Origin of the sequence: Rhodohalobacter sp. SW132 (assembly GCF_003390325.1) — a bacterium.
Classification (GTDB): Bacteria; Bacteroidota; Rhodothermia; order Balneolales; family Balneolaceae; genus SW132.
The window spans coordinates 13885-27481 of sequence record NZ_QUOK01000004.1 but is presented as its reverse complement, the minus strand read 5'-3'; the positions used below and the strand labels follow the sequence as shown (position 1 = coordinate 27481).

The following is a 13597-nucleotide window of genomic DNA, read 5'->3' as shown; positions in this document are numbered from 1 at the left end:
ATTATATCACAAAAAAACGATTCAATTCGCCCATTCGGATACGGTAAAATCTTTTATCAAACTTAGATTTAAAGCCTCTTGTTGATTGGTTATATTGATCACGAAATTTATAAACAGATTTTTACATTGAAAAAAATGAGCACTACCCAAAAAAATGAGCAAACCGGAGCTGAAGAAATCGTGTGGGATCTTTCAGATCTGTACGCTTCACCGGACGATAAAAAACTACATCAGGATAAAGAGAAATTAAGATTGCTGGCCGATCGTTTTTCCGAATCCTATAAAGGAAAAGTAAGCCGTCTTGAAGCCTCAGGTTTTGCAACGGCCATGCAGGAATATGAGGCTATTATTGAGCTTGCAGGGAAAATCGGCTCATACGCTCAGCTGATCTGGTCTACAAATACCGAAGACCCCGCACTTGGAAAATTACTTCAGGAGGCGAGGGAACTTGGATCTGAAATCAGCCAGAAACTTGTGTTTTTTGATGTTGAATGGCTGAAAGTGGACGATGAAAAAGCGGATAAGATGATTCAATCAGATCTGCTGTCCGGCTGGAAACACTACCTGATCACTTCCCGCCGATACAAAGATCATACGCTCACTGAAGAGGCTGAAAAAGTGATGAGCGCCAAATCGGTTACTTCCCGTTCTGCCTGGAACAGGTACTTTGATGAAACTCTTGGTGCAGCCCGGTTTGAACTTGATGGAGAGTCTCTTACCGAACAACAAGTACTAAGCAAACTGCACAACCCGGATCGGGATCTAAGAAAAAAAGCACATCAATCGCTTACTGCAACTTTCAGGGATCACTCCCGCTCGCTTACCTACATTTTCAATACGATCCTTGCAGATAAATTCACAAACGACAAACTGCGCGGTTATGAAAGCTGGATATCATCAAGAAACCTTGCCAACGAAATAGATCAATCTACTGTAGATAGTTTAGTGGATGCCGTGACGGACAACTATCACCTGGTGCAGCGATATTACAAGCTGAAGAAAAAACTGCTGGGCTATGATACGCTCTACGATTACGACCGCTACGCTCCACTGGCCAAAAACCGTAAACAGATCCGCTGGGAAGAAGCAAAAGTTAATGTACTGGAAGCATACGGCGATTTTCACCCGGAAATGAAGCGAATCGCGGGCGAGTTCTTTGAAAAAAAATGGATTGACGCGGCCATTAAGCCGGGAAAAAGAGGCGGGGCATATTCCGCAAGTACGGTAACAACTGTGCATCCGTATGTGTTTATGAATTACGACGGGCAGCTGCGTGATGTACAGACGCTGGCCCATGAACTGGGGCACGGAGTACATCAATACCTGTCCGGAAAGCAGGGTGAACTGCAGTCATCAACCCCACTCACTACGGCTGAAACGGCATCTGTGTTTGGTGAAATGCTGGTGTTTAACCGGCTGATGAATAAGCTGGATGATCCGGCGGAAAAACTGGCGCTTTTGGTAAGCAAAATTGACGATACGATTGCAACCGTATTCCGGCAGATCTCAATGAATCGTTTTGAGGACAAAATCCATACTGCCCGGCGGACAAATGGTGAGCAGACTACCGAGCAATTTTCTAATCTCTGGCTTGAAACGCAGCGGGATCTTTATGGCGATTCCGTGGAAATTACGGATGAGTACAAGTTATGGTGGTGTTATATTCCGCATTTTCTGCACACTCCTGGATATGTGTATGCGTATGCATTCGGTGAGCTGCTCGTACTGGCACTCTACAACGCATATCGCGAAGGGCAGGATGGGTTTGAAGAAAATTACATTAAACTGCTCGAAGCGGGTGGATCCGACTGGCCGCATGAACTGGTGTCTGGACTCGGCATCGATATCCGGGATAAATCGTTCTGGAACCAGGGTCTGAAGCTTTTTGAAAAAATGATTGATGAAGCTGAAAAATTGGCCGATGATATTGATATATAGAAACTAAGGTAATATCACAATCATGAAACGCGAAGAAAAAGCACTTGTAGAATTTAAACAAATTATCGATGACCTGGTGCATCTGTTGCGCGAATCCACCGGGTCGCAAACAGCCTGCCTGTACTGGGTGAACCGGGCGAGAGAGCAGTTCGTTCTGGAAACCAATTCAACAACACTTCCAAATGTAATGTTCAGCGACAGAACCGGTTTTGATGCGCATTTTCTAAATTCATACCGGGATCTTGAATCAACTGTGCGGCTAAAAGTTGGTTTTGATATTGAGGAGGAGGAACTCACTCATTATTACGATTTTATGCCGGTAAAGCACCTCATGCTTATTCCATTCGTAAATAATGGCGAAACGGTGGCGATTACCGTTTTGGAAACAGAAACACCACTAAAATCTTCAGCAAGCGAACAGGCAATTTCTGCATACCGAAGTGCGATTTTAAATGTTCTGAACACGTACCTGGAGCTGACCGATCTGTATAACTCAGAGAAAATGTGGGAACAGTACGAAGAGTCACTCTCCTCAATTACTCCGCGCCAGCATAAAGCAGAAATTCTGAACAATATGGTGACGGAGATGCAGCAGCTTCTGCCGGATGGAGGTGTTTCTGTATTGTTGCGGGGTATGGAAGTCTGGACTACGGTGCTGCAGTCAGAGAGATCGGCGGGTTCTGCGCTTCTTCCCGGCCTTTCTCTTGAAGAGAAATCTATGGCGTATGACGCATTGCAAAAAGGGGAGACTCAATTTTCTATCCATTTTAATCAGAATCCAAAACGAGTTTCCACGGACGAGATTAACACCGATGGTGCCACACTTGCAATTCCGATGCTTGTAAATGGCAGGCGTCACGGAGTGGTGATTGCGTATGATAAAAATCCACTAACGTTCAAAGAATCAACAAAACATCAGTTGATTAATCTTGTCCGGATGGCGGTTCTGGCTATCCAGGTAAATCTTGGGAAACTGCCGGTTGATCAAGATCTTTTTACAGAGAACTATGGAAATTTTATTCCCGATATTTGGGAAGCAGCACTGAATCGTGAACTGGCAGGTGACCGGAAATCAGACCATTCGTTATGGTTTGGGATGATTACCCTGGATAACCTTCAAACCCTTCGGTCAAAATACAGGCTTGAAGAACTAAATCGCATTCAGCGAACGATGGTGAAAAATCTGAATCCCTCACTCTACGATTTCAGAGGATACATCGGTTTTAACAGTGATTACGTTTTTACCAGCATGGTGTACTGTAAATCGGAACAAGAGCATCAGCGTTGGGTTGATAGCATTCACGAGAAATTCAGTAATCCGCTGGAATTGTCAGATGGAAAAAAAATACAGGTTGGAATCAAATATGGATCTGCCAAAGTGCTGCCGGGTTCGGGTGATGTTCACTCTGTGATTGCAAAAGCGAAAGAGGAGCTTAAAGGAGTTCTGAACGCCACCGGATAAATATCTCAGAAGTCAGAATATGAAACGAGTTGTACTTTTGGTAATTGACGGCCTTGGAATTGGAGCACAGGAAGATGCAGACCAATATGGTGATTCTTTAGCGGATACCCTTGGCCATGTTAGTGAAATTTCCGAATGTGAGCTTCCAAACTTTGCAAAACTTGGGCTGGGAAATATCAAACCGCTCGCTTCGGTGCCACCGGTTGAAAAGCCACTCGCATCCTGGGGGAAAATGCGTGAGGTATCTGCAGGAAAAGATTCTACAACCGGGCATTGGGAGCTGGCCGGAATTCATCTTGATCGTCCTTTTCCAACGTTTCCAAGTGGTTTCCCGGAATCTGTGATTGATGCATTTTGTGAGCAGACCGGTGTGCAAGGTGTTCTGTGTAATGCCCCATACTCCGGTACAGATGTAATTCGCGATTATGGTGAAGCGCACTGTGAAACTGGTCAGCCGATAGTTTATACCTCGGCAGACAGCGTGTTCCAGGTTGCTTGTCATGTAGACGTAGTTTCGGTTGACGTGCTATATGAATGGTGTGAACTTGCGCGGAATGAAATTATGGTAGGAGAATTTGAAGTGGGAAGAGTGATTGCGCGTCCCTTTACCGGATCTCCGGGAACGTATGAGCGAATTTCCGATCAAAGGAGAGATTTCTCATCCGTTCCGCCGGAACCCAACTTGCTCAGTTTGTTACAGGAAAATGGAATTAAAACCTATTCAATCGGTAAGGTGGCTGATCTGTTTGCGGGAAATGGATTTACTCAATATAGAAAAACCAGAAGCAATGCTGAAGGGGTGTCCCAGCTGCTGAGTTTATTAAGTGCAAAAATGGACCGTAGTTTTGTGTTTACAAATTTAATAGATACGGATCAGATTTACGGACACCGTCAGGATCCGGATGGGTATGGCAGAGCGCTTGAAGAGATCGACAGGGCTATCCCGGCACTGATTGGAAAACTGGATCCGGAAGATCTTCTGATCATAACTGGTGATCACGGAAACGATCCGGCAGATGACAGCACCGACCATACCCGGGAATTTGTTCCGCTCCTGGTGTATCAGCAGGGTAGTGCTGCAGGCGGTTTGAATATCAGAGAAACATTTTCTGATGTATCTGCTACTACACTCGACTTTTTTGGTATTTCAAACCCTCTTCCCGGACGAACGTTTGGCAGGTAGAGGGATTTTCGGTTTATCTGGAAAAATCGTATCTTTCCTGATTGTCAGAAACTATACAAATAAGCAACAATTTGCGCTTTCGAACGTATAAAAACTGAGTGTCCCATTTGCTGAGACAATCCTCTCGTAGTAAAATCAACTAAATAATATCAATTGTGGCTAAAAGTTCAGGAATTTCTACCCGCGAATCTGAATCATTAGATCGCTACCTTCATGAAATTGGAAAAGAGAAGCTTATCACACCTGATGATGAAGTTCGCTTAGCCAAAGAGATCCAGAAAGGCTCCCAGAGGGCACTTGAAGATCTGACCAAAGCCAACCTCCGGTTTGTTGTATCTGTAGCCAAGCAGTATCAAAACCAGGGATTATCTCTGGGTGACCTTATTAACGAAGGAAACCTTGGCTTGATTAAAGCGGCAAAACGGTTTGATGAAACCCGTGGTTTTAAATTTATTTCATATGCTGTTTGGTGGATCCGGCAGTCCATTCTTCAGGCACTTGCCGAGCAGAGCCGTATTGTTCGTCTGCCGCTGAACCGTGTTGGCGCACTAAATAAAATTGGAAAAGAACTTTCAAAACTGGAGCAGGAGTATGAACGAGTACCATCTGCTGCAGAACTTGCTGAAAGCCTGGAGATGACCGTATCGGAAGTTGCCGATACTCTTAAAATTTCCGGTCGACATCTTTCCATGGATGCACCATTTGCGCAAGGTGAAGATAACCGCCTGCTTGATGTGTTGGAAAATGAAGAGATCCCCGATCCGGATAATGAGCTGATGGGAGAATCTCTGAAGGTTGAAATTGAACGCGCTCTTTCAAAACTGACCAAAAGAGAAGCCGAAGTGATTCGTCTCTATTTCGGTATCGGTCGCGAACATTCACTCACACTTGAAGAGATCGGCGAACGATTTGACCTGACTCGCGAACGAGTACGTCAGATTAAAGAGAAAGCACTCCGGAAATTGCGTCATCATAACAAAAGCGCTGCACTCCGGGCGTATCTCGGGTAATCAGCTACTACTTTTCTGAAGTAGTTTTTATCGAATGATCATATTATAAACCCTGCCAGAAACGGCGGGGTTTTTTATTTGTGGAAAGTGATCTTTTTGGCGCTAAAAAAAATGAGAATGGGGCTTGACGTCAATTGTACACTTAACATGAATATGCGATTTGTACCTTAAACAATTGTTGTTAGCTTTCGAAGATGAGAACTGCGTCAATTTCTGCCATATTATTTCTGTTGCTCACTTTTTTTGGGGAATCCCTTTACTCCCAAATGACCCCTTTTCGCAGTTATTCTATTGAGCATGGCTTGAGTGAATCCGTTGTTCATAGTATGCTCCAGGACGAAAGTGGATACATTTGGTTAGGCACCGGTTTTGGGCTGAATCGATTCGATGGAGTACGGTTTACTCAATTCTACCAGGAACATGGCTTGCCTAACAACCGGGTAAATGAACTTTTCCAGGATTATCGGGGTCGCATCTGGATTGGTACGGACAGTGGTTTGGCTTTTTATGAGAATGGGGAAATACACTCGCCTGAACAGTTTAATTCGGTGAATGAATCGGTAATTCTGTCTATTGTTGAAGATGAAAACCGAAATATTTGGGTAGCCACCGAAGGAAACGGATTGTGGAGATACGACAGACAGCAGCGATTTGAAAACATCACGCATCAGCACGGATACCGAAATATGCAGGTAAGATCACTTGCTATAACACAAGATGGTATGTTGTGGCTTGGCACATCAGAGGGGCTATTCAGCTTTAACGGAAACACTTTCAGGAAATATCGATCGCAAAATGGCTACCCCGAAGTTCCAATGAATGATATGACCGTTGACCAAGACGACGTTTTGTGGATAGCTTCGAACGCAGGCCTTATCAAAAAAGAGGGGGAGGAGTTTCAAATTTTTCATGAAGCAGCCGGGTTAAATGAGTGCAGGCTCAACTCAGTCTCTATAACAGGCGAAGGCAGTGCATGGGTCAGCTCAGACGCCGGGGCATCCTATTTTGATGGACACTCATTTACAAACTATACGACTGAAGATGGGCTGAATGCGGTGATTGTACATGAAACCATGATTGACAGGGAAGGCAATGTTTGGCTGGGGACTCTTGGAGCAGGAGCAAATATTTTTCTTGGTGAACTCTTTCAGAATTACAATGTAGATACCGGAATTACAAATAACGTAGTCACCGGTTTTGAGGAAGATCGACTTGGAAATATCTGGATAGCAACCTACGGAGGCGGAGTATTACGGTATGATGGTGAAGAGTTCGAGCATTTTAGTGAATCAGACGGTCTTATAGACAATAAAGTGTATACGATTTTTGAAGATAGTCAAAACAGGATATGGATCGGGGCAAGGGCTGGTTTGACAATTTATGAAAACGGAGAATTCACGCCGCTGCCAGAAAGTGAATTTCCTTTTCAAACCATACGAAAAGTGTATGAAGATGAAGACACTGGTGATTTTTGGATAGCCACCTATAACAGCGGAGTGATTCGGTATGATGGCGAATCGTATGAGCAGTTTAATACCAGCAGCGGTTTGCTGAACAATACCGTAATGGATATCAAAAAGGATGAGGAGGGGGATTTTTGGTTTGCTACCTATGGTGGTGTTGCAGTCTTAAAAGATGGAATGTTTGAACATCTGACAATTGCGGATGGCTTGCCTAACAATGGTGTAATCCACATCAATATCGATGTTGACGGAATAAAATGGTTTTCTACCTTCAGCGGCCTGGCCTATTACGATGGTGAAAATGTGCGATCAATCATATCAGATAATCAGTCCGGTACAATTACTTATTTTTCATTCCAGGATCAGGAAGAACAGTATTGGGTGGGTACAAACCGGGGATTATATAGATTTAATCCCGTTGATTTTTTTTCTGCCCGTACGAGGGTGGAGCGTTTAAAATCGTTTAAATTGTTTGACCAAAACCAGGGGCTGGTTGCAAATGAGTTGAATGCCGGCGCCTCATTTGTTGCATCTGACGGGTCTGTCTGGCTGGGAACCGTAGAGGGACTGAGCCGTTTTTTCCCCGATCGTGTCCGAATTAATGAAACACCACCGGGAATAGAGTTTGAAGAGGTGATGATGAGCGGGAGGCAGATGGAAGCAGACCAATCGGAAGAGTTTAATCATGATCAGAACTTTTTCCAGGTTAGTTTTCACGGATTGAGTTTTGAGAGTCCTGCTCAGATACTTTATGAATATCGCCTTGAAGGATTGGAAGATGAGTGGCAAACCACACGTGAGCGTACCGTGCGCTACACTTCGCTGCCGCCGGGGAATTATAATTTCAGGGTTAGATCGTACAATGCAGATGGATTCCGAAGTACAGATGAAGCCTCCATCAGTTTTTTGATCAAAAGCCCGATATGGATGCAGTGGTGGTTTTTGGTGCTCATTACAGCAGGCATTATCGGGTTGATTTTCTTTTATTACAGGTTCTTTAAAACGCGTAAGCAGGTTGATATTGAGCGAATGCGGGTTCAGATAGCAAGTGATCTGCATGATGATGTGGGATCATCCCTTACTGAATTAGCCCTCCAAACCGACTTTCTGCGCGCAGGAAATGTAAGTGATGAGCTGAGGGATACATTAAAACAGCTTGGTGATCAGAGCAGAAAAATTGTTTCAAGCCTGGATGATATCGTTTGGTCGATTGATGCAAGAAATGATACAGCTGGTGATGTGACCGACAGAATGCAGGATTATGTGAATCACGTGTTCCGCGCGGGCACACCGGATGTCCATTATCATTTTGAAAATATTAAAATGGACGATCGCCTTCCGGTTCACGTTAAAGAGAATATCTACCTTATTTTTAAAGAGTCCGTTAACAATATCGCAAAACATTCAAATGCGGATACGGTTGATATAACGTTTGTATATAACGGCAAGAATTTTGAACTGAAAGTTTCCGATAACGGAACACAATCAAACGGCAAGCGAAAAAGCGGACAAGGTTTGCGAAATATCGAACTGCGTTCCAGGCGAATTGGAGCGGATGTTCAGATCTACAATAGCGATGGATTTACAGTTCATGTAAAAGGAACCGTATAAATACATAAAGAAAGAGGATCGGTATGATAAATGTTGGAATCGTAGAGGATAACACAAAAATCAGGGATTTAATCCGGAAATATCTTGACATGCAGGAAACCATGAGCTGTAAAGCGGCAATGGATTCGGTAGAAGATATGCTTGAATATCTGAATGAGAATGATAGGCCGGATGTGATGCTGATGGATATCCAGCTTCCCGGCATGTCAGGGATTGAAGGGATAGGAATCATCAAGGAAAAATACCCCGAGATTGAGATCATTATGCTCACCATTTATCACGATTCGCACAAAATATTCGATTCGCTGGTGGCCGGTGCATCCGGTTATTTGTTAAAACATACATCTTTGCCCGAAATTAAAGAGTCGATCGAAAACCTGGCAGAAGGCGGAGCCCCAATGTCACCTCAAATTGCAAGAAAAGTGATTCAGCACTTTAACGATCCGGGCAAAAAAAAGAAACCGGAAAGCGACCTCACTCCGCGCGAGCAGGATATAGTGAACGGATTGGTCGATGGTTTGAGTTATAAGCTTATAGCAGACCGATTTGATATCTCGATAGATACCGTTCGGGCGCATATACGGAACATTTATAAGAAATTGCACGTAAACTCCAAAGCGGAAGTGATTGCAAAGTCGCTTCGAGGTGAGATCTGACGTATTACCTGATGTTCAGAAGATCCTTCACATGTTTATGTGATATACTTTGTGGTTGATATTGGTTAAATTTCAGGTAGAGAAAAACCCCAAAATTAAGTTCCCGGTGGCAGATATGAACTCAGTAACTTTAAAAACAGTCTTGATTGCAGCCTTAGCCGGCGTACTAACCACAGGGTGCTATACCCAGCTTGAAACGGTAGATCGTTCACAAGGAGTACAAAGCGGATCTCCTGAACGCTCAACAGTTTCAACTACTGCACCTCAGCGCTCACAACAGGATCCAGCTACAGCAAGAGCAGATCGCCCCGAGCGTGAGGAACAAATTGTTAACATGGAAGATTATGAGTTGGGGTATGAAGATGGCTGGGAAGATGCTGAATCCTTTTTCTTCAAAGATTATGAAGCTCAAAACTGGTACAATGAAAACGGGGTTACTCTCTCTGCTCAACCCGGAACGACTGTAATTAATAACTATTACGGGTACAGCGACCGATTCTACTACGCTCCATACCACTATGCGTATTATCCCTACCCGATTTATTATAGCTACCCGAGGTACCGGCACAGCTTTTCAATGTCATTCGGCTGGGGATGGGGATATCACCATCATGGTTTTTACAGACACCATTCACCCTATTATTCGGTTTATCCCTGGGGATACCACTACGGTCACAGACCTTACTACGGATTTTACGGTAACACTTACGTATACATAAACAACACAAGTTCAAGGGCTGTACGTAGTAATCAGATTCGATCCACAGGTTTGCGATCCGGTGGTGTAGCTTCGAACAGAAACCGGGGAACGAATGCTGCCTCCAGCAGAAGTAATATTCAAACGCAGCGCACAGATGCCCGTTCAAATATCAGAAGCGTAACCCGAACTCGTCAAATTGAACGCACAACTCCGTCTACAAGAGTAAATAGCCGAAGCAATACGGTACGTTCGAGAACCGAATCAGGTACGGTGAATAATCGTTCAACCGGCAGTTCAACAAACCGAGGCTCAGTTGGACGCACCAACAACAATAACCGAAGCAGCGGTAATGTTCAAAATCGAAGCAGTTCCAATAACAACCGGTCCAGCGGAAATGTAAATCGTTCAGGTAACAACAATCGCTCAAGTGGAAACGTGAACCGGTCATCCGGAAATAATAATAACAGAAGCAGTGGTAATGTTCAGCGCAGTAATAACAATAACCGAAGTTCCGGCAGCAGTAATACAAGGCAAAGAGGAAATGACGATTCCCAGGCCAGTGCTGTAACCATTCTTCGAAGTCAGAACAGCGAACCGCGAACGATCACGAGTAGTGGTTCTGCGCTTTCTACACGAAATACATCTACACTTTCAAGAAGCAATACCTCATCGACACCCTCAGCCGCTGTTCAAAACAGGATCAGAACGGTGGAAGGAGGGAGTTCTTCTGTAAGTCGCAGCACATCAGTCAATCGAAGTTCAACATCAGGTACGTTAAGCAGAATTGGCCGGGCTGTTGCAAGATCCGTTGGTGAAGTTGCGAGTAGTCAGGTCCGGACTTCCACATCCTCAGGTAACAGCAGCCGGAGCCGCGCAAACGTATCCCGATCTTCTTCAAATTCGGGGTCATCATCAACAACTGTACGTTCATCGTCTAACACTCGGAGCAGCGGAAGTTCTGTGACGAGAACCAGAAGCAGTAACAACAATTCAGGTTCATCAACAAGAAGCCGGTCTTCTTCAAATAACCGGAATAGATAAAATCGGACGTTTTTTACTCTCTCATTCTTAACAGCCAATACGAACGGAATAACTATGTCTGCCTTAAAAAGAATTACTTTACTGGGAATTTTCTGCGCATTTTTGAGTGTGACTACATTCGCCCAGAATGTAAATGATCCGCTTCTATACAGTAATCAAGCCGTTCAGTTTGGCGATCAAAGAGAGCTTATAAATCCGGTTACAGGGATCATGCCCGGCACGGCGCTGGCATCCGGGTTTGCAACATTTTTAGATAATCCTGCAAGTGTGGCCCTTATGAATAATAGTTTTGGTGAGTTTGGACTGACCTACAGAACCGTGAATGAAGATGCAACCTATCTTGGGAACACCCGTTCTATAAATGACGGGCAGACCACTCTTTCAAATCTTGGATTTGTGTATTCATTTCCAACAGCACAGGGAAGTCTCGTAATTGGGGCAGGGTATAATCAGCACAGTGCGGCAAATCGTGCCCTCGGGTTTAATGCAAGAAATGAGCGGAGCACCATCACAGATCAATTTAAATCACGAGGTAACACATATAACGATATCGCTTTTAATACCTTCGCGATTGATCATGGTGATGAATTTGAGGACTGGGATGAATCAATATTGAGAACAGGATTTGATCAGTTTGGTGATTTTCTCGGTATTCGCCAGCAAGGTGAAATTATTCAAAGCGGTTATGGCGGCGAGTATTCGGCGTTTATTGCAACTGAATTCCAGCCCAACCTGATGCTGGGTGCAAGCGTGGGAATCATTGCGGGAAGATCAACATACGACCGTGTTTTCCAGGAGGTTGATGAATTTAACGATTACAATTTCCTGGCAATTGATTCCAGTGGTGATGGCGAACCGGATACCGATATCGACAACATTCTTCTTTCTGATGAAATCCGCAGCCGATACAGCGGATTCAGGGCCAGGGTTGGCGGCTTGTATAAAATCACTCCGAATATAAATCTCGGAGCGAGTTACACACTACCTTCTCGTATTTCGGTTGATGAGAACTACGATGCGACTATCCGAACCACCTTTAATAATAATGAGACGTTCGTTGATGAGCTGGATGGCCAGTTCTCCTACTCCATACGCTATCCCTCCAGAACCAACCTCGGATTAGCTTTTGAAAATATCAATGGATTTTCCATTTCCCTGGCGACGGAATATGTGAACTATGCAAATGTTGAGATCGACTTTGAGGATGATGCGCTTTTTGAAGATCAGATTGACGAAAACGAATTTATCAGCAACCAGTTTGAAGCCATCTGGAACTTTAAGGGCGGGGTATCTTACCGTGTAAATCCGCTGGTGAATATCAGGGCTGGATATGCGTATCAGCCATCGAGATTTGTTGATGGTATAGATGACAGGAGCACATTCTCGGCCGGTGCAGGTTTCGCCCTCAACAGGGATACATTCTTTGAAATAGGCGGACTCTACACCCGCTGGGAAGAAGAATCTGCAGTCTATACATACACTGAATATGACTACAGTCCTCTTCCGGATGCCGCTCCAAATGTAGCAGGCTTACGATCGGAAGATGCATTCAGAACCGCTGACCTGTTCCAGATTATGGGAACCCTCCGAATAAAATTTAACTAATCCAGGCTGGGTGGTTTAACACTTAGTACCGCCGTTTTTACGTGACGCACAACATTGGCAGTTGTGCTTCCCATCATCATATAGTTGATCCCTGTTTTACCCACGGTAGCCATCACGATCAGGTTGTATGAAGATCCCTTTACAAACTTCAGGATAGCCTCATGAGGTGAATCTTCTGAAACAATTGTATAACTCTTCACCCGATCATCCAGCTCATGAAAATGCTCTTTTTCAATTAGTTTCATCCGCTGTTCACGGATTTTTTTTACAGACGGATCGGTTTCATTTTCCTCAAACTGGTCGAGGCTTAAAATATGCAGTACATCTACATTCCCGCCGGTTTTTTTCGCAATATTCAGGGCGTGAGGGAACGCAGCTTCAGCATTCTCTGAGAAATCCGTTGTTACCAGGATATTTTTAAAAGAGCCAATTTCAGACTCATTTTCCACAACCATCACCGGAATTTTTGAAAGCCGCAGCACTTTTTCAGCTACTGAACCAAGTAACAGGCGGGAAAAGCCGGTTCGTCCGTGAGTACTCATAATGATGAGATCGTATGCCTCAGCCTCTTCTACTATACTTTGTGCCGGGTTTCCAACGTGAACAATTAGGTCGCCCCGATATTTTTCATCCACATTTTCTTCAGACAGAATCGTAAGCCGCTCGCGAATTGAATTTTCTATCGATTCATAGTCCTGGTACACCTGGTTACTCATACCAAGAGCATACGGTTCGTCAAGTTCGGTGATAGGTATATGCGAGTTAAAAAGTGAGATTTTTCCACCAAAAATGGATGCATAGGTATTTGCTGCCTGAATGGCTTTCAGGCTGAGTTCAGAGAAATCGGTTGGGACAAGTATCTTCATGGGAAATAGGTTTTTATGGAGTTTAAGGCAATGTAGCAAAAAACTGTGAAGCTCTCATAAAA

The 13597-nt window shown here is 44.2% G+C and carries 9 protein-coding genes; 8 read left to right on the top strand and 1 reads right to left on the bottom strand.

Features of this window, described 5'->3' with window-relative positions; translation table 11 throughout:
* Positions 1 to 135: 135 nt before the first annotated feature.
* From DYD21_RS09145 to DYD21_RS09110, 8 genes are all read left to right on the top strand, one after another.
* On the top strand, positions 136 to 1938 hold the full coding sequence (locus tag DYD21_RS09145; protein ID WP_116036318.1) for a M3 family oligoendopeptidase: 1803 nt from the start codon (positions 136 to 138) through the stop codon (positions 1936 to 1938).
* Positions 1939 to 1960: 22 nt separating this feature from the next.
* Entirely contained in the window at positions 1961 to 3400 is a 1440-nt protein-coding gene (locus tag DYD21_RS09140) for a GAF domain-containing protein (protein ID WP_116035605.1), read from the top strand.
* A gap of 19 nt (positions 3401 to 3419) precedes the next feature.
* Positions 3420 to 4583, top strand: a complete 1164-nt coding sequence (locus DYD21_RS09135; RefSeq protein WP_116035602.1) for a phosphopentomutase — start codon at positions 3420 to 3422, stop codon at positions 4581 to 4583.
* A 155-nt stretch (positions 4584 to 4738) separates the two neighbouring features.
* Positions 4739 to 5593: an RNA polymerase sigma factor RpoD/SigA gene (locus DYD21_RS09130; protein ID WP_116035600.1), complete on the top strand. Its 855-nt coding sequence runs from the start codon at positions 4739 to 4741 to the stop codon at positions 5591 to 5593.
* 266 nt (positions 5594 to 5859) lie between these two features.
* Positions 5860 to 8667, top strand: coding sequence for a sensor histidine kinase (locus DYD21_RS09125; RefSeq protein WP_158551481.1), 2808 nt, complete (start codon positions 5860 to 5862; stop codon positions 8665 to 8667).
* A 23-nt stretch (positions 8668 to 8690) separates the two neighbouring features.
* Positions 8691 to 9323, top strand: a complete 633-nt coding sequence (locus DYD21_RS09120) for a response regulator transcription factor (protein WP_116035594.1) — start codon at positions 8691 to 8693, stop codon at positions 9321 to 9323.
* A gap of 142 nt (positions 9324 to 9465) precedes the next feature.
* On the top strand, positions 9466 to 11064 hold the full coding sequence (locus DYD21_RS09115; RefSeq protein WP_147303544.1) for a hypothetical protein: 1599 nt from the start codon (positions 9466 to 9468) through the stop codon (positions 11062 to 11064).
* 54 nt (positions 11065 to 11118) lie between these two features.
* The gene (locus DYD21_RS09110; RefSeq protein WP_116035590.1) at positions 11119 to 12669 is read left to right on the top strand and encodes an OmpP1/FadL family transporter; all 1551 of its coding nucleotides are present in this window, start codon (positions 11119 to 11121) and stop codon (positions 12667 to 12669) included.
* On the opposite strand, the gene DYD21_RS09105 is transcribed toward DYD21_RS09110, so the two are convergent.
* Positions 12666 to 13535: a universal stress protein gene (locus DYD21_RS09105; protein WP_116035587.1), complete on the bottom strand. Its 870-nt coding sequence runs from the start codon at positions 13533 to 13535 to the stop codon at positions 12666 to 12668. The genes DYD21_RS09110 and DYD21_RS09105 overlap by 4 nt on opposite strands.
* Between the last annotated feature and the right edge of the window lie 62 nt (positions 13536 to 13597).